Origin of the sequence: Acidiphilium multivorum AIU301, from assembly GCF_000202835.1 — a bacterium.
Classification (GTDB): Bacteria; Pseudomonadota; Alphaproteobacteria; order Acetobacterales; family Acetobacteraceae; genus Acidiphilium; species Acidiphilium multivorum.
Genome location: NC_015186.1, coordinates 595,470 through 616,367, shown reverse-complemented (window position 1 = coordinate 616,367; position 20,898 = coordinate 595,470). Strand labels below are relative to the sequence as shown.

20 protein-coding genes are annotated in these 20,898 nt (G+C 62.5%); 11 read left to right on the top strand and 9 right to left on the bottom strand.

The annotated features are described in order from the left end of the window. Positions 1-46 precede the first annotated feature (46 nt). Together ACMV_RS02690 and ACMV_RS02685 are read left to right on the top strand one after the other, a co-directional pair. A complete protein-coding gene (locus ACMV_RS02690) occupies positions 47-703 on the top strand; it encodes a DUF1345 domain-containing protein (RefSeq protein ID WP_007424282.1) in 657 nt (218 codons plus the stop codon). Between the two features lie 1,258 nt (positions 704-1,961). After that, complete coding sequence (locus ACMV_RS02685) at positions 1,962-4,841, top strand: autotransporter domain-containing protein (RefSeq protein ID WP_148360958.1); 2,880 nt, start codon at positions 1,962-1,964, stop codon at positions 4,839-4,841. 15 nt (positions 4,842-4,856) lie between these two features. Here the strand turns inward: ACMV_RS02685 and ACMV_RS02680 are convergent, their stop codons facing one another. The 3 genes from ACMV_RS02680 to ACMV_RS02670 form a co-directional block, all read right to left on the bottom strand. Then, the gene (locus ACMV_RS02680; protein WP_148360957.1) at positions 4,857-6,260 is read right to left on the bottom strand and encodes an MFS transporter; all 1,404 of its coding nucleotides are present in this window, start codon (positions 6,258-6,260) and stop codon (positions 4,857-4,859) included. 84 nt (positions 6,261-6,344) lie between these two features. Beyond that, entirely contained in the window at positions 6,345-7,811 is a 1,467-nt protein-coding gene (locus ACMV_RS02675) for a sensor histidine kinase (RefSeq protein WP_011941534.1), read from the bottom strand. Positions 7,812-7,820: 9 nt separating this feature from the next. Further along, a complete protein-coding gene (locus ACMV_RS02670; RefSeq protein WP_011941533.1) occupies positions 7,821-8,504 on the bottom strand; it encodes a response regulator transcription factor in 684 nt (227 codons plus the stop codon). A gap of 1,062 nt (positions 8,505-9,566) precedes the next feature. On the opposite strand from ACMV_RS02670, the gene ACMV_RS02665 reads away from it, so the two are divergent. Genes ACMV_RS02665 through ACMV_RS02650 form a run of 4 tightly spaced genes read left to right on the top strand, consistent with a single transcriptional unit; the run spans position 9,567 to position 11,606 of the window. Further along, positions 9,567-9,989 carry an HPr kinase/phosphorylase gene (locus ACMV_RS02665; RefSeq protein ID WP_041664628.1) on the top strand — a complete coding sequence of 141 codons (423 nt, stop codon included), beginning with the start codon at positions 9,567-9,569 and terminating at the stop codon, positions 9,987-9,989. Further along, a complete protein-coding gene (rapZ, locus tag ACMV_RS02660) occupies positions 9,986-10,897 on the top strand; it encodes an RNase adapter RapZ (RefSeq protein WP_013639470.1) in 912 nt (303 codons plus the stop codon). Before ACMV_RS02665 ends, rapZ begins: the two co-directional genes overlap by 4 nt. Then, positions 10,894-11,316: a PTS sugar transporter subunit IIA gene (locus ACMV_RS02655; protein WP_011941528.1), complete on the top strand. Its 423-nt coding sequence runs from the start codon at positions 10,894-10,896 to the stop codon at positions 11,314-11,316. Before rapZ ends, ACMV_RS02655 begins: the two co-directional genes overlap by 4 nt. Continuing rightward, complete coding sequence (locus tag ACMV_RS02650; protein WP_013639469.1) at positions 11,313-11,606, top strand: HPr family phosphocarrier protein; 294 nt, start codon at positions 11,313-11,315, stop codon at positions 11,604-11,606. The genes ACMV_RS02655 and ACMV_RS02650 overlap by 4 nt, the downstream gene beginning before the upstream one ends. 92 nt (positions 11,607-11,698) lie before the next feature. Here the strand turns inward: ACMV_RS02650 and ACMV_RS02645 are convergent, their stop codons facing one another. From ACMV_RS02645 to ACMV_RS02620, 6 genes are all read right to left on the bottom strand, one after another. Next, a complete protein-coding gene (locus ACMV_RS02645) occupies positions 11,699-12,469 on the bottom strand; it encodes a Bax inhibitor-1/YccA family protein (protein ID WP_013639468.1) in 771 nt (256 codons plus the stop codon). 140 nt (positions 12,470-12,609) lie between these two features. Beyond that, the gene (gene rpsO, locus ACMV_RS02640; protein WP_007422287.1) at positions 12,610-12,879 is read right to left on the bottom strand and encodes a 30S ribosomal protein S15; all 270 of its coding nucleotides are present in this window, start codon (positions 12,877-12,879) and stop codon (positions 12,610-12,612) included. A 23-nt stretch (positions 12,880-12,902) separates the two neighbouring features. Then, positions 12,903-13,838: a tRNA pseudouridine(55) synthase TruB gene (gene truB, locus ACMV_RS02635; protein ID WP_007422288.1), complete on the bottom strand. Its 936-nt coding sequence runs from the start codon at positions 13,836-13,838 to the stop codon at positions 12,903-12,905. A gap of 75 nt (positions 13,839-13,913) precedes the next feature. Then, positions 13,914-14,801: a prephenate/arogenate dehydrogenase family protein gene (locus tag ACMV_RS02630; RefSeq protein WP_013639467.1), complete on the bottom strand. Its 888-nt coding sequence runs from the start codon at positions 14,799-14,801 to the stop codon at positions 13,914-13,916. Continuing rightward, complete coding sequence (gene hisC, locus ACMV_RS02625) at positions 14,794-15,888, bottom strand: histidinol-phosphate transaminase (RefSeq protein WP_013639466.1); 1,095 nt, start codon at positions 15,886-15,888, stop codon at positions 14,794-14,796. The genes ACMV_RS02630 and hisC overlap by 8 nt, the downstream gene beginning before the upstream one ends. Further along, on the bottom strand, positions 15,885-16,772 hold the full coding sequence (locus ACMV_RS02620; RefSeq protein WP_011941525.1) for a chorismate mutase: 888 nt from the start codon (positions 16,770-16,772) through the stop codon (positions 15,885-15,887). The genes hisC and ACMV_RS02620 overlap by 4 nt, the downstream gene beginning before the upstream one ends. A 105-nt stretch (positions 16,773-16,877) precedes the next feature. Between ACMV_RS02620 and metX the strand changes: the two genes are divergently transcribed. From metX to ACMV_RS02595, 5 genes are read left to right on the top strand one after another with little or no spacing between them, the layout of a single operon-like run. Next, a complete protein-coding gene (gene metX / locus ACMV_RS02615) occupies positions 16,878-18,023 on the top strand; it encodes a homoserine O-acetyltransferase MetX (RefSeq protein ID WP_013639465.1) in 1,146 nt (381 codons plus the stop codon). A gap of 35 nt (positions 18,024-18,058) precedes the next feature. Continuing rightward, a complete protein-coding gene (gene metW, locus ACMV_RS02610) occupies positions 18,059-18,673 on the top strand; it encodes a methionine biosynthesis protein MetW (protein ID WP_035185074.1) in 615 nt (204 codons plus the stop codon). A 22-nt stretch (positions 18,674-18,695) separates the two neighbouring features. Then, a complete protein-coding gene (locus tag ACMV_RS02605) occupies positions 18,696-19,433 on the top strand; it encodes an ABC transporter ATP-binding protein (RefSeq protein ID WP_013639464.1) in 738 nt (245 codons plus the stop codon). After that, positions 19,430-20,230: an ABC transporter permease gene (locus ACMV_RS02600; protein ID WP_013639463.1), complete on the top strand. Its 801-nt coding sequence runs from the start codon at positions 19,430-19,432 to the stop codon at positions 20,228-20,230. Before ACMV_RS02605 ends, ACMV_RS02600 begins: the two co-directional genes overlap by 4 nt. 37 nt (positions 20,231-20,267) lie before the next feature. Continuing rightward, entirely contained in the window at positions 20,268-20,882 is a 615-nt protein-coding gene (locus tag ACMV_RS02595) for a histidine phosphatase family protein (protein ID WP_231295339.1), read from the top strand. The last annotated feature ends 16 nt before the right edge of the window (positions 20,883-20,898 follow it).

Here is a 20,898-nt window from a genome sequence, read left to right as displayed (position 1 = left end):
AAGCGCCACGCCTGCCCTCGCGGCGAAGTTCCTGTATGAAGAACGGATGACGCCTCGCCCGCTTGCCGTGCGCATTGCGCGCGGCCACCCCCGCCTGTTCACTGGCCTCCTCTGCGGAGCCCTCGTCTTCCTGCTGCTGTCGGGCGATCTTGCGCCGACGCTGCGGGTCGTGATCGGCTGGGACATTGCCGTCGCGGTCTATGTCGCGCTCGCCATGCTGCATTTCAGCCGCGCCGACCACACGCGGATCGGCGCCGACGCGGCGCGGCAGGAGGAAGGGGAATGGACGATCTTTGGCCTTAGCCTGGCCGGTGCGCTGATGAGCTTCACTGCGATCGTCATCTTCGCCGCGCGTGGCAAGGGGACCACGGCGCACACGCCCTATGTCGCGCTGGCGGCGGCAACGCTGGTGGCATCGTGGCTGATGACCCAGATCACCTTCACCTATCGCTACGCGCACGAATATTACGCGGCGACCGATAGCGGGCCGGAAGGCGGGCTCGCCTTTCCAGGCGGTGAGGCACCGGACTATCTCGACTTCGTTTATTTCTCGTTCGTGCTGGGAATGACGTTCCAAGTATCTGACGTGAACATCCTCAGCCGCAAGATGCGGCGGCTGGCGACATTGCAGGGCGTGATCGGCTACCTGTTCAATACAGTGGTGCTGGCTCTAGCCATCAACATCGCGGCCGGGCTGTTCTGAGCGATGCCCCGGCGCGGAGCGGCGGTAATGATCATGGCCCGCCGCTCCGCCCGTTCCCTTTACAGCCTGCTGGTTGCCCCGATAGGAAGCCGGTGACGGCAGAAAGGCGGGCTCGTCGGCCGGAGCCACCCGTGGCGCCTGAGAGCAGGCCTGTCAGCATCAAAACCGGGATCAAGCATCTAGTTGAGGTCGCCTCGGCATAGATGCAGCGCGATGCGCCGAGAACCGCGACGAGATCTGGGCCGCACGCGTCTCGCAGGTAAGTCGTCCAACCACCACTAGCACCGTATCGCCGGCATAATCGACAAACAGCTTCTTATCCGAAGCATGCGTCTGGCGCATTGTCACCGGCAACTTCGCTTCCCAGTTCCGGCAGAGCTCACAGAAGCAGCTATACCGATCCCCCTGGATGCACGGCGAGAGGTGCTTGCGCTGTAACTCCCGGCGGATCCGCGCCCATTCCAGCCGCCTCCAGCCGCCGTAGCGTCAGGCGTACCGTCGATGCGGCAACCTCAATCCGAATCCCCACATGGCAGGTCAGCAGCCCCGCGAACCTCAACCGTTCAATCGCGCGCACGTCGCCCACTGCAATCTGCTCCACAGGCATTCACCCGTTCTCTCGATCAACCAAAGGGATGAGGCTGAACCAGCCGGTAGAGACCTCAATTCGACCCAGCCACCTCCGCCCATCCGCGCGAATAAAAGTCGGAATGGTCGAGCAAATGAATCTCGAGATAGGTAGGTGATAATTCCCGGAATATGGGCAAATTAAGCACGGCATCGGCAGCCAGAATATCATCGTTTCGAAATACCTGCGATCTCCACGGAATGTGACTGCCACCTCTGCTATGCGTAGAATAGGAAAGCCGTTGGCTCGCGTTCCGATGTGGTTCGTCGCCGGGCGCGTACAGTCCTCGACGACTCTTGATCCGATTGGATCGGAAGATGTTTTGATCATTTCGGTATCGTTTAATTTTTTAATGCTAATAAAATTTAGTGATCATAATTTTCATTTATTTTAATTTAATTTATATTTTGATTTATTCGATAGTTAGAATTATATCTCAACGATATCGAAAAGTTATTTTTTAATAAATAATTTAGATTAACTTCGTAGCGTGTGTCACACCATGACACGCATCGACCTTCCTCTAGCTCATCCTGCCCGCCCCTCGGCATGCTCCACAAAGCGCGCCGGCGCTATCGATACCGCGCGTCTTCCAGCACCGGGCCGAGATCATCATGACGGGGAACGGATATGAAGATCTCAAGGCGGTTCTCCCTCCTTGCCGCCACGGCGTTGAGCCTGTCTGCCTGTTCGGGCGGCGGGGGGGGTGGCGGTGGCACCGCCTCGTCGAGCCTGCCCGCGCCGTCATCGGTTTCCACACCAACGTCCCCGACCTCGACGCCTCTCCTGTCGACCTTGCAGACGCTGATCAATCTTGGGACGGCCCAGACCTGGACCTATCCCGCGTATAATCAGTATGTGCCGACCACTGTGGTTACCGCGATACAGGAGGGAGCCACCGGGGCTGGCGTATCTATCGGAATCCTCGATACCGGCGCCAATACCGGCGTGCAGGCCCTCCAGGGACGGGTTGCCTGGTTCAACTCATACCTCGCTCAGGGCAATAACACGCTAAATCAGAATAACATCGCGTCGGCGAACGACCCTTATGGTCACGGGTCGATCGTGACGGCGCTCCTCGGAGGAGCGACCCAAGGCACCTACGACAATACGCAAGGGCCAGTGAACTTCTTTGCTGGCGGCGTTGCGCCAGATGCGACGCTTTACGTCGCCCAGACCTGCGATGCCACCGGCGCCTGCACGCTCTACGGCAAGACGTATCAGGACCTGATGGCCAACGGCGTTCATCTGTTCAACCAGTCCCTCGCAGAAAATGCCAGCAGTTTCTCGACGACCTCGGCCGCCATCCAGGCTTCGCAGCAGATCGGGGCACTATTCGCGCCATTCGGTACGGGCAATCTTTATGTGTGGGCAGCGGGCAACAACCCGCAGTCGCCAAACGACATCAGCGTCGAGGCAGAGGCGCCGGCTTACACGAATTCGTTGCAGCCCCAATGGATCTCGGCGGTGAATGTCGACATCAATAGCCTCGGTCAGGTGAGCGGCCTCGACCCGACATCCAACGCCTGCGGCATCACCGCCCAATGGTGCATTGCCGCGCCGGGTTACGACCAGGTGCCGATCGTCGCCGGGACCTCATTCAATACCGGTTTTGCAGTTGGCACGTCTTTTTCCGCGCCGATCATCACCGGTGTGGCCGCGCTGATCTGGCAGAAATTTCCGTGGTTCACGCCGGCCAATGTCTCCGATACACTCCTGACCACGGCAACGCCTCTCGGCTCGGCGCCCGCCCCCAACACCACCTATGGCTGGGGCCTTGTGAACGCCGCCGCTGCGATCAACGGACCCGCTCAGTTCGCCTTCGGCACCTTCACCGCCAACATTGGCAGCGATCAGGGCACGTTCTCGAACAATATCGGGGGCTCCGGCGGCCTCGTCGTTGACGGCACCACCGGCACGCTCACCCTCACCGGCAATGACGGATATGCCGGCGGTACCACCATCAACGGCGGAAACCTTGCCCTCACGGGTTCGCTCGGCTCGGCCGTCACGATCAACGGAGGCAGCTTCGGCGGCTCCGGCACCGTCAATGGAAGCGTGACAAACGCCGGCGGCACGTTGGTCAGCCAGGCCGCCGCCGGTAGCAGCGGCCTTACCATCAACGGAAACTACGCAACAGGCTCCGGGAGTTCGACGGCGATCGCGATCGGCAATCCGCTGACCGTCAGCGGCAAGGCACAACTCAACGGAACCTTCAAGGTTCTGGCGCCGCCGCAGACCTACCTGCCGCAATCGATCGAGACATTCATCAGCGCCGGCTCGATTCAGGGCGCCTTCTCCAACCAGACCTATGGCGCTGGCGTTTATTATACCGTGAGCAACCTGCAATATGGCGCTCAGGATCTGACGGCGACGGTAACGCGTTCGAACGTCGCCCAGGTCGCTGCGGCCATGCCGGGCGCAACCCCGGTTGCGGTGGCGGCGGCTTCCGGCGTTCAGGGAGCCCTGCAGCAGATCAACACCTGGTCAGCTGGTGAGGCGGCGGCCAACCCGACCTTCCTGAACGCTGTCGCCGCCGTTCTCTCCGCCAGAACCGCCCAGCAGGCACAGGCAAGCCTCACCAGCCTGTCCGGTGAAATCTATCCAACGCTTCGCACGATCACGATCGACGAGGACATGTCGATCAGCCGTGCGATCGCCGGTCATGCGGCCGAACACCAAGCCGGCCCGACGACCTCCGTCTGGGTGCGCTATCTTGGAACCTTCGGCAGCTTCCGTGAGACCGGGACAGATGCCGCCCATTACAACGACAACGGCGTTGTGGTGGGCCTCGACACGCCTATCGCACCGGGCTTCACGGCCGGGGTCGCCTTTGCCCATGATCAGGCCAATGCGAGCCTCAACGGCTTCGGCGGGCGGTTCCGCAGCGACCTTGATACCGCAACCGCCTATGCCCGGCTTGGCGGTGCCGCCGGCCCCTACCTGACGGGTCAGGTCAGTTATGGGTGGATGAACGGGCGGGTCGATCGCTCGGTCCTGCTCGGCTACCAGACGGCCCCCGTCAGCAGCGAACCGACGGGAACGATCGGCGGCCTCGCGGCGGAAGCGGGCTATCGCATCGGGGCCTGGACGCCCTATGTTCGACTCGGCGCCGTGCACCTCTATGAACACGCGGTCAGTGAAACCGGCGGCCTCGGGTTCGGCCTCGCGATGCCGGCTGTCGACCAGACAGACGGGTATGTGACGACCGGCCTGCGCGGCCGGACGGTGCTCGCTCTCTTCGGCCACGCGATACTGGCCAGCGGGCGTCTGGCATGGCAGCATCGGCTGGGCGGAAGCAGCAATAGTCAGGGTGCCTTCGAAGCGACGCCGGCTGCCACATTCAACCTGTCGGGACAGAACATGCCGGTGAATGTCCTTCGGGCCGGCTTTCAGCTGAGCGGCAGGCTTGACCGGGCATGGAGCTGGAATGCCGGTGTCAGCGTAAATTACGCGCCGTCCGGCATGAATGCCGAGGCCGTCAATGTCGGGCTCAAGGCCCGGTTCTGAACGCCGCGTGACGCATCATTGCGGCAGCGGCTGCCCTTTCGTTTCCGGCATGAACGGCGCGACAACGAGGCCGATGACATAGATCACGGAAAAGGCCAGCGCGACATGTGCCAGCCCGCCCAGCGCGCCAATCAATTCCCCAGCCATCAGCGGACCGAGAAACGCGATAAACCGCGAGGCATTGAAGACAAATGCCGAAGCAGTACCGCGCACATTGGTTGCGAAGAGTTCCGGCAGATAGATCGCGTACCAGGAAAACGCGCCGAGGGTCCAGAAGCCGTTCAGCCATGAGGCGAAGAGCAGCGTGGCGAGGGAATGTGACCATAGATAGACCGCCGGTGTCATGACGAGGCCACCGACGAACAGGAAGACTAGGTAACGCCGCCTGCCCATCCAGTCGGCAAGGAAGCCAGAAACGAGATAGCCAACCACGGCTCCCGCAGTGTAGACGAGCCCGGCAACGCTCGCCCAGTATGGCCCGTGAAGCCCGTGATGGGCAGCGAAGCCCCCGACGAAGCCGGGTATCCAAGTGGCGATTCCCCACCACCCCATCGTCGTGCTGATCGACATCAGGCAGGCCAGCACGGTCCGGCGCCGGCCCTCCGGATCGGCGAAGAGCTGGAAGAGCGTGAAAGGACGCGCCGACAGGCTCAGCCTGCCGGAATTTTCAGTCACGGCCCAGCGCTTCTCGCGAACCGCCCGTGCCCATGCTTCTGAATCGTCGATGCGGCGACGCAGAAACAGCACAAGAAAGCCCGGAAGGACGCCGACCAGAAACATCGCACGCCACGCGTCGGGCCCCAACGGACGCAGCAGGTACCAGACGGCTGCAGCGAGGAAGGCGCCGAACCCGAAGCCGGACTGCAGAAAGCCGGCGCCCTTGGGGCGGGCCTCGTTCGGCCAGGTTTCGGCCAGCAGCGAATTGCCAGTGCTCCATTCGCTACCGAGAAACAGGCCGGTGAGGAAGCGGAACGCCACGAGCATGCCGACCGACGTGCTGAATGCGGTCAGACCGGTAAACAGGCTGTAGCCAACCACCGATATCAGCAGCATCCGCTTGCGGCCGATATAATCGGCAGCAATGCCGCCAACCGTTCCACCGGCCGCCCAGCCGAGCAGGGTAATGGCAATGGCAAGGCCGGCGGCGGCATGGATGTGCCCGCGTTCGGACGCTGGCAGAAGCGCGGCCATCGCAGGGCCAATCACGGTGATCAGGGCGTAGGTCTCATATCCGTCGAACACCCAGCCGAAGAAGGCGGCGGTCAACACCCGCCAATGGGCGGGGGTCAGACGCGCGCTCCAGGACGAAGGCGCAGCGGCGCTCGTGGTATCGGTCATGGTCTCATCCTCCCCGGACGCTATGCTGGATGAAGAGATGACGCGGACAGATTGCGCCCCGCATCCGCCGCCCCGTTTCATGGCCCGCATTCCGCAATTGATCACGGTATCGGGACGGCGCGGTCGGATGTCAATCAGAGTCGAAATGAACCGGGAGGCGCGGAATCACGCCATCGATGACGCAGCTTCCTGGCGCGGTGATTGTGGCGGAGCATTGTCCCTCTGGGACAGGATGAGACGCGCCCGCAGGCCCGGCTCGTTGTTTTCCAGGAGCAGCGAACCTCCATGGAGTTGTGCGATTGCGGAAACAAGCGCAAGCCCCAACCCTGACCCCGGCGTGGAACGCGCCGCCTCGGCGCGATAGAATCGCTCGGTGGCACGTGACAGGTCTGCCTCCGGAATGCCCGGACCATGATCAGCGATCTGGATTTCCACATGGCCACCGCCGGCATGGGCGGCTATGACCACCCTGTCGGTTTCACGGGAAAACTTGATCGCGTTATCCAGCAGGTTGGAGACCGCCTGCTGCAGCATGTCGCGGTCGCCAAAAATCGGGATCGATTTCGGCCAGTCACGGACAATGAGAATGCCTCGTTCCTCGGCCAACGCATCGAAAAACTCTGCCAAATCGTCGAGCACAGGCGCGAGATCGACATCCCTGAACGCCGAACGGCGGGCGCCGGCCTCGATCTCGGCGATGCGAAGCAGGGCCTGAAACACGTTAACAATTCCGTCGAGATCCAAGGTCGCCCGCTCAACGGCGCTTTGCAGTTCCTCGGTGGTTCGCGCATGTGCGGCGGCGTCTTCGAGCCTCGCACGGGCGCGCGTAATCGGCGTGCGAAGATCGTGCGCGATCGAATTCGACACTTCGCGGACGCCGTCCATGAGTTTCGCGATGCGATCGAGCATGTCGTTGATCGTTTCAGCAAGTTCATCGAACTCGTCACCGTTGCCCGAGCGGCGGACCCGCCGGGTCAGGTCTCCGCGGGCGATGGCCCGGGTTATGCCGGAAATGTCGGCCAGTGACCGCTTGAACAGGCCGCGAATGACGATCGCTCCGAGCACACCAAGAAACGCCATTGCCGCAAGGGCCCAGAGCAGCCCATCGCGGAGAATGCGCCGCAACTGGGCGCGCGTGCTGACATCCCGGCCGACCAGCAGTTGAAACCCGCCCGGCAGTTCGTAATAGCGCATCAGAGCCGTCGATTTGCGGCCGCCTCGCTCGAGCGGCACCTGATACCAGACGTGAGCAGTATTGATGCCTTGCGGCCATCGGCTCATGTTGCCGGCAATCCGGTTTCCCAGCGGATCGACCAGCAGGTAGATGGCGTGGTCGTTGATGTCCTCGCTGATCCGACTGTCCAGGGTCAGAACCAGTCCGGTCAACCCGCCTGCCTCGAAATGAGCGGCCAGGCTGCGCGCGTCGACGCGGATCGCCTCATGGGTCTGCCTCCCGAGCAGGCCGATCGTCGAATAGTAGAGCGAGCCGGCCAGAACGATGGCCGAAATCCCGAAAACAAGCGCGTAGAAAATCGCAAACCGAACGCCAGCCGAACGCAATAGGCGATTATGTCGGACGTGCCTCTGGGGCAAGCCTCGCAGTTCTTCGGTATCGGAGGCGCCGCTGCTCACAACGCGTTCTCAGGGTTCCTCGACCCTCAACATGTATCCGGCATTGCGTACCGTATGCAGAAGCGGGGTGTCGAAGGGCTTGTCGATCTTCTGGCGGAGACGGGAGATATGAACGTCGATCACGTTCGTCTGCGGATCGAAGTGATAGTCCCACACTCCCTCCAGCAACATGGTCCGGGTCACGACCTGGCCGGCATGGCGCATCAGATACTCGAGCAGCCGGAATTCACGGGGCTGCAGATCGATCTTTTGTCCGGCCCGCTTCACGCCTCTCGACAGCAGGTCCATTTCGAGGTCGCCGACGTTCAGGCGCGTCGCCGGACCTTCGCCCTTGCCACGCCGGGCCATCGCTTCGACCCGGGCCAGAAGTTCGGCAAACGCGAAAGGTTTGGTGAGATAGTCATCGCCGCCGGCCTTGAGGCCCTTGACGCGATCATCCACCTCACCCAGGGCCGACAGGAACAGAACCGGCGTCACGTTGTCCTGCGCACGAAGCGTCTCCAGAAGGCGCAGGCCGTCGATCCCGCCCGGCAGCATCCGGTCGAGAATGATCGCATCGAAATTCTCCGATGCCGCCATGAAAAGCCCATCCCGCCCGTTATCCGCATGCTCGACCGTATGCCCCGCCTCGCGCAGCCCCTTCACCACGAAGCCGCCGACATCCTTGTCATCTTCAACCACGAGTATTCGCATCAGTCGCTCCCAAGTTCGCCGGCCTGCGGCCGACCATGACAGACAGGCCAGAGATGTCGCCGTCTCGCATCACCTGCAATGTTCAATATGCGCCGACCGCACCGAGATGAAGGCTCGCATCAACACACCCGCACCATATATCGGAACTCTGTTCATCGCGTGAACGATGTCACCTCGCCGCAGCCCCGGATTCGAGGCAAGTTCAGGGAATTCAACACCAACCAGCGTCACCCCGGCACTCGTTCCGGCCGATCGATCCCTGATACGCCAGACGGGCCTTATGGAATACAGCCATCGGCTGTTGTGCCTGACAATGTGAGAAGGAACAGGTTGGCCACAGCCGCGCGTCACGGTGAACGTCCTGGCAGTCGCCGTAACCAGGCGATTGGTTGCGATGAAGTCTGCGCCGCCTTGATGGAATATCCACGCTTCGCCGGGCCAATCATGACATTGCCGCGACCAGATGCAGGACGCCGAAAGGAAATCCTGCCGGGCTGGATACATTCTCGGGGTCGCCGCCGCGCATCACCGTCGCTGGCAACCGCAAGGCCTGCGACCATGAGCAACGATCCGCCACGAAAGCGCCGGGCGATATTCACCGGCATGGCTTAGCGGCCGGCCGTGACAAAACGACAGTGCGAACGATGAAGCCGATCAAAAAAGCACGGCATGAAGCCGGCATGGCAATTCCTACTGATTGGGCCAGACCGCCTGCAACATCAGCCGTCTGCAACCTAGGATCGCTCAAGCGCCTTTGCATGAGCGTTGCAGCAACGTTACGACGCATGCATGTTTGCATCCGAATTGCTGCCGGAAGCGACAGAAAACAAAAGCAGTCCTTGAACAGCCCACACACCGGATTGCTCGCGTTGAAATTTTTTCATATTTTTGGATTATATTAATTAATTAAATTTTATCAAATCCTTATTTCCTGAAATGTCTCGTTTTCTGCTTTTGTTGGCCTCACGGCAATACGTCGAACCGGGCCAGCGGCATCGTCAGAGCGGCATCGTCGGCTGCCCCCTTCCTCTTTCGCCTGAAACTTGCCACAATTAAACTCAAATGCTTTTGCATGGATCTTGTGCGGCACTAGGCGACGACGCGGTTTTGCTGCTGGGCCCGCCCGGGTCCGGCAAATCTGACTTGTTGCTCAAGCTGATCGACCGCGGCTTCAACCTTGTTGCCGATGATCAGGTGCAGGTCGCCGGGGACCAGGTATCCGCACCGGACACACTTGTCGGCATGATTGAGTTGCGTGGGATCGGGCTGTTCGGCGTGCCAGCAGTCCGCCAGGCGACTTTGAAGCTCGTCGTTCAGCTCTGCGGGATCGAAGAACGTTTGCCGAAACCTCGCACCAATGACACCCTGAACGCACCGGAGATCACCATAAACCCGCATTCCTGCTCGGCACCGATCCGGATTCATTGGGCGCTCGACGCACTTGGCGGCCGCCGTATGCAGTATTGCGGGAGCTTCGTCGAATGAGCGCACGCATGGTGATCGTTACCGGCCTCTCCGGCGCGGGACGCAATTCCGTTTTGCGCGCGCTGGAAGATATCGGTTATGAGGCGGTGGATAACCCGCCGTTGCGGATCGTCGAAACGTTGGTGCGGGGCGACAAGCCGCTGGCAGTCGGCGTGGACGCTCGGACCCGGGATTTTTCGGCCGAGGATGTCCTGTCGACCATCGATCGGCTGCAGACACGGGGATGTGTCCGCCCAGAACTCATATTCATCACGGCGAGCCCGGAAGCATTGCAGCGCCGCTTCAGCGAAACGAGGCGTCGGCATCCTTTGGCATTGGCCGGCACCGTGAGCGAAGGAATCGAAACCGAACAGGCCCTGACCCGCACCCTTCGCAATGCGGCGGACTGGGTTATCGATACCTCCGAACTCTCCCTGGCTGGGCTTCGGCAAATCATTGATCAGCGTTTCGGGCTTGGCGGCCCGGGAATGTCCATCACGCTGGTTTCATTCGGATATCCGTCTGGATTGCCGCAGGAAGCCGACCTTGTGCTCGACACCCGCTTCCTGCGCAATCCCCATTACATACCGGACCTGCGCGACAGGACCGGCCTCGATCCCCAGGTAAGGGACTATATCCGACAGGATCCCGATTTTCCCGAATTCTTCGAGCGGGTCAGCGGCCTGACCGATTATCTGTTGCCGCGTTTTGTTCGTGAGGGCAAGAAATACGTCATGATCGCGTTTGGTTGCACGGGCGGAAAGCACCGCTCGGTCTCTCTCGTGGAGATGCTGGGGAGCCGTCTGCGCAATGCTGACTGGAATGTCCTGATTGAGCATCGCAGCCTCGGCTCCAGATCCGCAGGCGGTGCGTGGAAGGCGATGCCGGGAGCCCATCAAGGTGCTCCGATGCCCGGAGTCCAGAAATGATCGGTATGGTGCTCGTAAGCCATGGCAAGCTTGGCGTCGCTCTCCGCGAGGCGCTGGAGCATGTCGTCGGTCCGCAGAGAAACATCGCGACCGTCTCCGTCGAGGCGGATGCCGATATTGAAACCCAGCGCAAGGAAATTGCCGATCGCGTTGCCGATGTCGATACAGGTGACGGCGTGGTGGTTCTGACCGACATGTTCGGAGGAACGCCGTGCAACCTGTCGATGAGCATGCTGGAGCGCGACGACGTGGAGGTAATCGCCGGGGTCAACCTGCCGATGCTGGTCAAGCTGGCAAAGGTCCGCGGCTCACATAGCCTGGCAGATGCCGTTCATTGCGCGGAAGAAGCCGGTCGAAAATACATTGCCTGTGGATCAGAGATCCTCCACCCCGTCACACCGAAGCGTGCGTGCGGATGAGCGCCGATCATTCGCCCGTTCGCTTGGCCCAGACGGTCACCATCTGCAATGCCCGCGGCCTTCATGCGCGCGCCGCAGCCAAATTGGTGACTTTGGCCGAGAAATTCAGCGCGTCCGTCGAGGTATCTCGCGATGGTCAGTCCGTTTCGGCGCAATCAATCATGGGATTGATGATGTTGGGGGCGGGACTCGGTTCAACTATCGAGATTACCGCCGAAGGCTGGGACGCTAAGGAAGCCTTGGCGGCCGTTGTCGAACTGGTCGAGGCCGGATTTTACGAGAACGGCTGAATTCGTTCCTCTGATCGCGACAGGTCTGAGCAAAAAAACAGGCTCCAGAAATCAACTGGAGCCTGTTCTGCAAGGATTTACAGATCCTGAAATCAGTTCCGACGATTGCCCATGAACTGCAACAGGAAGAGGAACAGGTTGATGAAGTTCAGATAGAGTTGAAGTGCGTCATAAACGCTCCGCTTCGCCGCCATTCCGGCGCCGAACCGGTACCCGTACTGGACATAATCGGCCTTGATCCGTTGCGTGTCGTATGCCGCAAGCCCAGTGAACACCAGCACACCGATTGCGCTGATTGCGAACTGCATGGCCGGAGAGTGAAGAAAAATGTTCACCACCATGGCAATCAGCAGACCGATGACACCCATCACCAGAAAGCTGCCGAATTTCGTAAGGTCGGTTCGCGTCGTGTAGCCGTAGATGCTCATCGCCGCGAAGGTGCCGGCCGTGACGAAAAACGTCGTCAGGATGGACTGCCCGGTATAAACTAGAAAAATATTGGTCAGACTTGCGCCCATCAGACCACAGAATGCCCAGAACAGGGCCTGAGCCTGCGTGGTGCTCAGCTTGTTCACTCCGAAGCTCATCACGAGCATGAACGCCAGCGGTGCGAAGATGCTGATATAGGCAAGGATGCTAGGCTCGCGGATCATTGCGCCGCCGGGCGTCGCAACCAGCGGATAGAACGCGTTGATCAGCCCGGTATGCGAGATCGCATACGAGACAATGGCCGTCAGCAGCAGGCCTGATGCCATCCAATTATAGACCCGCAGCATATAGGCGCGCAGACCCTCGTCCAGAACGCCTGCACCTGCCGCAACGGTTGCGCTGCGATAGGAACGCATGTCGGGACCCATAGCCATGATTGCTTGATACTCCTCGTCGAGCGGCGGAATGCCGCTGTCGACCCTATTTTGGCCATTCGCGCCCGCCGATCAAGCGGAATCGGCAGGCGGCATGTGAGTTCGGCGTAACGATTTGGAGCGCGAAACGCTCCAGCCGGTCAACGGCGCAGGCCGAGACGGCCGATCAGGGCCTCGTAACGCTTGACGTCCTGGCGTTTCACATAATCGAGCAGTCGGCGGCGACGGCCAACCAGCATCAGCAGGCCGCGGCGCGAGTGGAAATCCTTGGCATGTGTCTTGAGATGCTCGGTGAGGTTGACGATCCGCTCGGTCAACAGCGCGACCTGCACCTCGGGGCTGCCCGTATCATTCGCCTTGTTGGCATATTCGCCGATCAGTTCCTGCCGGCGGTCCGGTGTAATCGACATCGCGTAGACTCCTGTTTCTGAAATTAAAGCACACGTTCCGGCTTGAGTTGGCCGTCAGTCAGACGACCTAGCGCCACGAAACGGCGACCCGCCATCAGCCGCGCCAATCCGCCATCGGGATCGCAGGCCAACGGAATCCGACCCATGAACTGGACAAGGCTCAATGCCTGGCCATTTCTAAGGGCAGCGGCTTCCGCTTCGGTCAGGGCCAGGGCCGGGATGTCGTCCAGCGCGGTCTCGACGGGAAGCAGGAAGTCCGGATCGCGGGCGAGGCTATCGCCGGAATCGGCGATCTTGTCCAGCGTCGTCGAGCCCGTTTCGGCAAAGGGGCCAACGGAAAGACGACGCAATGCAGCTATGTGCCCCACAGTGTTCACCGCACGCGCCAAATCGCGCGCCAACGACCGCATGTAGACCCCCTTGCCTGACTCCACCTCGAAAATCGCATGATCAGGGTCGGGCCGGTCGATAAGGTCGAACCGGTCGATCTGCGCCGGGCGAGGCGGCAACTCAGGCGGCAGACCGGCGCGCGCCAGGTCGTAGGCACGCTCACCATCAACCTTGATTGCCGAGAACGCCGGCGGAACCTGCATGATCGTACCGCGAAACGCGACGAGGGCAGCATCGATGTCCGACGTTTCCGGCCGGAAATCGGACGTCATGACTACCGCGCCATCCGCGTCGTCGGTATCACGCGCCTCGCCGAAACGAAGGGTGAAGCGATACCGCTTGGTCCCGTCCATGACATAGGGCACCATCTTTGTCGCCCGGCCCAGGGCAATCGGCAGGACGCCCGTCGCCAACGGATCGAGCGTGCCGCCGTGGCCGACTTTCGCGGCCTGGAGCAATCGCTTGATGCGGGCCACAGCATGCGCACTGGTAATCCCCGGCGGCTTGTCCAGCACGATCCAGCCGTCGATAATACGTCCACGCTTCTGCCGCGTCTGATTCGGCGCCATATTGACCTTCGGATTGCTCGGGTTGTGCGGCTGATAGCGAAGCCGGTGCCCCGTGGCAAACCGGCAAGGCCTCGCTCAGGCCTGATTGATGTCGATCAGCGCCTGACGGATCTTGCGGCCGCGCAGAACCTTGTCCTCGATGTAAGCGGCATCGCCCCACCGAACGGCGCGTGCCATGGCCTGCGCATCCTCAGTGAAGCGGGCCAGCATTTCCAGTAGTGCCTCGCGATTGTTGAGGAACACGTCGCGCCACATTGTCGGGTCGGACGCAGCGATCCGGGTGAAATCCCGGAAGCCCGAGGCGGCGAACTGCAGCACTTCCTGCCTGGTCTCGTCGGCGAGGTCGTCCGCCGTGCCGCAGATCGTGAAGGCAATGAGGTGCGGCAGATGACTGACAATCGCCACCACCCGATCGTGATGGGCGGCATCCATGACGCTGACCATCGCGCCACAGCGCTCCCAGAACGTCCGCATGCGGCTGATCGCATCCTGATCCGTGCCCGGCACCGGAGTAAGAAGACACCAGCGGCCCTTGAACAGACCCGCGAACCCTGCATCGGGGCCCGAAAACTCTGTCCCGGCCATCGGATGGGCGGGGACAAAATGCACCCCTTCCGGCAGGTGCGGCCCGATATCGCGGATGACGGACTGCTTGGTCGATCCGACATCGCTGACGATCGCGCCCGGCGCGAGATGGGGGCCAATCGCCTCGGCCAAGGCGGCGTAGGCGCCCACCGGCGCGCAGAAGATGACGCAATCCGCCCCCTGCACGGCGCGTGCGGGGTCAATCTCGCATTCATCGGCAATGCCCAGTTCCATGACACGGTCGAGCGTTGCCTGCGTTCGGGCATTGGCTACGATCGTCCGGGCCAGATCGCCGCGCTCGCGGGCAACCCGCGCGATCGACGAGCCGATCAACCCGATTCCCAGCAGGGCAAGGCGGTTGAACAGCGGCTCAGCCATGGTTTTGGCCGAAATCATCGAGCGCGTCGGCGACGGTCGAGCATTCCTCGTCGGTTCCGATCGTGATCCTCAGGCATTGCGGCAATCCATAGGCCGCCACCTGCCGAACAATGATGCCCCGGCTGCGCAGATGAGTATCGGCAGCAGCCGCACGATCGGCGGTCTCAAGATCGGCCAGCAGGAAATTCGCCTCGCTCGGCCAGACGCGGAATCCCGCTCGTTCGATCCGCGCCGCCAGTTCCGTCCGGGCGCGGGTGTTATGGTTGCGGCAACGCTCGACCCAGCCCGGCTCGTCGAGCGCGGCAATCCCCGCGGCGGCGGCGGGGCCGCTCACGTTGAAGGGCATACGGGTCCGGTTCAGCACATCGACAATCGCGAGTGGCGCATAGGCCCAGCCCAGGCGCACGCCACCAAGCCCGAACATTTTCGAGAATGTGCGGGTCATCACCGTGTTCTGGCCGGAATCGACCAGTTCGACGCCCGGGTCGTAATCGGCGCGCTCGACATATTCCGCATAGGCTGCGTCGAGGACCAGCAATACATCCGGCGGTAGTTCCGCCCGAAGCCGGGAGACGTCCGAGGCGGGCACGAGGCTGCCGGTCGGATTGTTCGGATTGGCCAGGAACACAAGCCGGGTCGCCGGCGTCACCTCGGCGAGCATGGCATCGATATCGGCCGTCAGATTTCGTTCCGGCGCCTTCCGTACATTCATCCCGGCGAGCCGTGCGGCGATCTCATAGATCAGGAACCCGTGCCGGCTCATCACCAGTTCGGTCCCCGGCCCACCATAGGACTGGATCAGCAGGGCAATCAGGTCATCGGATCCGTTCCCACAAACGATCCGCGCCGGGTCGAGGCAGAAGCGACGACCGATCGCCGCACGCAGCGATGTCGCCCCTCCATCCGGATAGCGATGGGCGATTGCCGCCACTTCGGTCAGCGCCGCGATGGCGCCAGGCGGCGGGCCGAACGCGCCCTCGTTGGACGACAGCTTGATGACCCGGTTCACCCCATCGAGCCTTGATTCGCCCCCGACGTAGGGTGGAACCGAAAAGACGGCGGGGCGCGCGGTGGGCAGACCGCTCATCGCGAGGGACCAGACGCACCAACTGGCGCGGCATACGACCCGAGCACGACAGGCGGCGCGAGGAAACCGGCCAGCGTGCCGAGTCGGGCATCCTCGCGCGGCACATACCCCTCGACGTCAGCCAGCGCATAACCGACCTCCCGCCGCGTAACCCTGCGGAGCAGCAGGGAGCCGACGTCGAATCCGGCATCGCGCAACATCCCGACGATCCGCGCCGTGCTGGTATCGGGGACGATCTCAATGCCGATCAGGCTGCGGTCATTCCCGCTTGCGTCCGGCACAAAGGATGAGACGACATAGGCGTCGGCCTGCGGCACACCCTCCCCTCGCCGTCCCCAGAAGGGCAGCTTTGCAACGATGGACAGACGCGGCGGGCCTCCATGCATCAGGCCGACCCACCACGCCGCCTGATCATCGTCCTCATCGGATGGAAGCGGCAAAACCGCTGCATGCGCCGCAGCGCCGGTGACATCGGCGAGGGCCTGGGAGGGCGTGCGGTGGCGGCGCATGGCGGTCAGCGGCCCGAAATGCTCGCGCGCGACGGCCAGCAGTTCGGCCTGCACGCCGTCAGCGACGGCGATGACGAGCCCTCCCTCGATCATCAGGGCGCCGGAAAACAGTTCCCGCCAGATCCTGACGATCGTGTGCTGGGGGAGCGATCCCTGGTGCCGATCGAGCAGGCGGCGCAGGATCGCCGCCTCGCGCCCGGGACGGATCGGCACGCCGCGTTTCCCCCCCTGAGAGGCAACGCGCTCGATGATCTCCGCGCGCTGCATCAGCATGTCGTGGATCCGGTCATCCAGCGCATCGATCTCGGCGCGAAGCCTGGCAAGCGTCTCCGGAGCAGTATCGTTCGGGGTCGGCGAAGGCGGCGTTTCAGACATGATAATCCAACATACTGACTTTCAATCTATCTGATACAGGAGGCACGCCGCACGGCAAGCCCCATCCTTGCCGCCCGCATGGGTTGAGCGCATATCGGGCGGGCCATGGATCAGTCCCCTTTCCCTGACATAGCCCATCAGACGGCATCGTTTTCAGATGGCCTCGTTCTTGACTGCGGCACGACGCTGCAGCGGCTCGAGGTGGCCTACCGCACCTATGGCTCGCTGAACGCCGAGAAGAGCAACGCGATCCTCATCTGTCATGCGCTAACGGGAGACCAGTACGTTGCCGAGCCGCACCCTCTTACGGGAAAGCCGGGCTGGTGGAACGCCCTGGTCGGCGCCGGCAAGCCGGTCGACACTGATCGGTTCTTCGTGATCTGCGCGAATGTGCTGGGCGGATGCATGGGATCGACGGGACCACGCAGCCGGCGCGATCACGGGGCCGACGAGCCCTGGTCGATCGACTTTCCTGCGATCACCGTTCAGGACATGGTGCGCGCCCAGAAGAAGCTGGTTGACTGGCTTGGAATCGAACGCCTTTTCGCGGTTGTCGGCGGATCGATGGGGGGCATGCAGGTGCTCGCCTGGGCTTCGCTGTTTCCGGACCGCGTGTTTGCCGCCGTGCCGATCGCGACCGCGCCTTATCATTCCGCGCAGAACATTGCTTTCCATGAGGTCGGCCGGCAAGCGATCTATACCGACCCTGATTTTCATGGTGGCCACTACCGGACACATGGCGTGATTCCCGCCCGCGGCCTCGCCGTCGCGCGCATGACAGCACATATCACCTACCTCTCGGAAGCGGCCCTGGCCAGGAAATTCGGCCGCCGGCTACAGCGCCAGAACGCCCTCGCCGCGCCCGTATTCGGTGAACGCTTCGCGGTCGAAAGCTATCTCGAACATCAGGGATCGAGCTTCGTGCGGCGATTCGATGCCAACTCGTATCTCGTGATCACGCGGGCAATGGACTATTTCGATCTCGCCGCCGATCATGGCGGGTCGCTGTCGGCCGCCTTTCGCGGCACGAAGGCACGCTTCCTTCTGGTATCCTTCAGTTCCGACTGGCTGTTCCCGACAGCGGAAAGCCGGGCTATGGCGCGCGCACTGAATCAGGTCGCGGCGAATGTCAGCTTCGTCGAGATCGTCAGTGACAAGGGGCACGATGCTTTCCTGCTCGACGAACCCGACTTCCATCGTACCGTCGCCGGCTTCATCTCCGGCGCGGCCGAAGCGGCGGGCCTGCAATGAGCCAGCAAGCGCCGGTGCGGTTCGTCGGCAAGAACATGCGCGTCGACCTCGAACTGATCGCAGAGATGATCCCGCCAGGCTCGCGGGTCCTCGATATCGGCTGCGGCGACGGCGCATTGATCGACCTTCTCGCCCGCACGCGCAGGTGCGATGCGCGGGGCATCGAGATCGACATGGCGGAAGTCACGCGCGCCGTAGCCCATGGCCTGCCGGTCATGCAGGGCGATGCGGATGCGGACCTTATCCACTATCCCGATGCCGCGTTCGATTACGTCGTGCTTTCGCGCACGCTTCAGGCGGTCGAACAGCCGCGGGAGGTGCTGCGCCAGATGCTGCGGGTCGGCACCAGGGCCATCGTCAGCTTCCCGAATTTCGGCCACTGGAGCCTGCGCTGGCAGCTCTTTTCGACCGGGCGCATGCCGATGACGACGACATGGAACAGGATGTGGTACGAGACGCCGAATATCCATCCATGCACGATTCGCGACTTCTTCGACCTCTGCGCGACAGAACACTATCAGGTCGAGCAATGGCTTGCCGCCGACGAGGCCGGCCGCCGTGCCCCCTGGCGGCGCTTTCCACTGCTTGCCAATCTGTTTGGGGAACAGGGGCTTTTCGTGCTGAGGCGCGAGCCGGCGGCGGAAGACTGAAAACGGCCTCAGTGACATCGGCATGGATGCGATCAACGTCGAGAACCTGACCAAGAGCTTCGGCGCCGTGCGCGCGGTGGAGGGCGTGAGTTTCAGAGTCGCTCCGGGCACCACCTGCGGCCTGCTCGGGGGCAATGGCGCGGGCAAGACGACAACGATTTCGATGCTTCTCGGCATCCTGGCGCCCGACGCCGGAGCGATCCGCGTGCTCGGCCACGACATGGCGCGCGACCGGTTCGCCGCGCTGGCCCGGATGAATTATTCGTCGCCCTATGTCGCCTTGCCGATGCGGCTGACCGTCGAGGAAAATCTGCGCGTCTACGGTCATCTATACAACGTTCCGCAGCTTGAGCGGCGGATTCGCGAACTGGCCCGGGATTTCGATCTCGAGGCACTCCTGCGCCGCAAGGCGGGCGCGCTTTCGGCCGGACAGAAAACCCGCGTCGCGCTGGCCAAGGCGCTGATCAACCGCCCCGCCCTGATTCTGCTCGATGAGCCAACAGCAAGCCTCGATCCGGATACCGCGGATTACGTCCGCACCGGGCTCGAACGCTATCGCGACGAAACGGGCGCGGCGATCCTGCTCGCCTCGCACAACATGGCCGAAGTGGAGCGGCTCTGTGCCGAGGTTCTGATGATGAAGGGTGGACGCATCGTCGATCGCGGCACGCCGGCCGGGCTGATTGCGCGATATGGCCGCGGTGATCTTGAGCAGGTCTTTCTCGCCATCGCGCGCGGCACGGAGTCCCGGGCATCATGATTGCCGCTCTGCGCCGCATCTGGGGTCTGATGTATCGCCATTTCTGCCTTTACCGGCGGTCCTGGCCGCGCCTGCTCGAACTCGCCTACTGGCCGACGCTCGAATTGCTGATCTGGGGCTTCACGGCGAAATTCGTCGTTCAGGGCCATGCAGACCTGCCGGTACGCGCCGCCGGCGCGCTGATCGGCGGCGTGCTGCTCTGGGAAGTCGCCCTTCGCGCGCAGATGGGGGTAACGATCTCGTTCCTCGAAGAAATCTGGTCCCGTAACCTGGGCCATGTCTTCGTCAGCCCGCTGCGCCCGCGGGAGATGGTCTTCGCGCTGCTCGGTGTCTCCATCATGCGCTCCCTCGCCGGCCTTGCGCCGGCCGCCGTCATCGCCTTTCTGCTCTACGACTTCAACGTCTTTACATTTGGCCCCGCCCTCATCCTGTTCATGCTGAACCTGTTTCTCATGGGCTGGTGGCTCGCCCTGGGCGTGATTTCGCTGCTGTTCCGCTATGGGGCGTCGGCTGAGGCGCTGGCCTGGACACTGGCTTTCGGCCTCACTCCGGTCGCCTGCGTCTTCTATCCGGCCTCGATTCTCCCCGGCTGGTTACGCCCCGTCGCCGACGCGCTGCCGGCCGCCCACATTTTCGCGGGCATGCGCAGCGCGCTCTACCGGCACGTGACGGATTTCAGCCAACTTGGAATCGCGTTCGGCCTGAATGGCATCTGGATGGCTGCCGCAGCCATGATTTTTGCCGCCCAGTTCAGGGCGGCGCGACGCAATGGCGCGCTGGTCACGATCGGCGAATGATCCCAGCCCGGCCCCACCTCGAATGACGGAACTCGACATGAAACCGACGACCTTCTGGCTGATCCGCCATGCCACCGTCACGCCGGACGCACTCGCCCTTCTCTATGGGCAGATGGACGTGCCGATCTGCGGCGAACGCCGCCTGCGGGACACGCCACGCTATGCCGCGCTCGCCAGCAGCCTGCCCCGCCCGGCTCATTGGGTCGTCACCCCGCTCTCCCGCACGCGGCTGACAGCTGAAGCGATCATGGCTGCCGGATACGGACCGGTCGTCCCTCAGGTCGAGGAAACCCTGATCGAGCAGGATTTCGGGATCTGGCAGGGAATGAACATGTCGGAGTTCAACCGGCGCGGTTCGCCGCATCCGTTCTGGCCGGTGGGCGGAGATGAGCAGCCGCCGGAAGGCGAGAGCTTCGCCCAGTTGCGCGCGCGTGTCGGCGCCGGTCTCGACCGGCTGGGCGACGCGCACCGGGGGAAGGACGTCGTTGCCGTCTCTCACGGCGGAGCAATCCGGGCGGCCGTTGCCCACGCTCTCGACCTTACGGCGCACCAGGCGCTCAGCCTCGCGATCGAGAATCTTTCCGTCACACGGATCGAGCACCACGGTCACGCATGGCGGGTCGTCACGGTCAATGAACAAATTTCCATTTGAACGACAGGCGGATTGA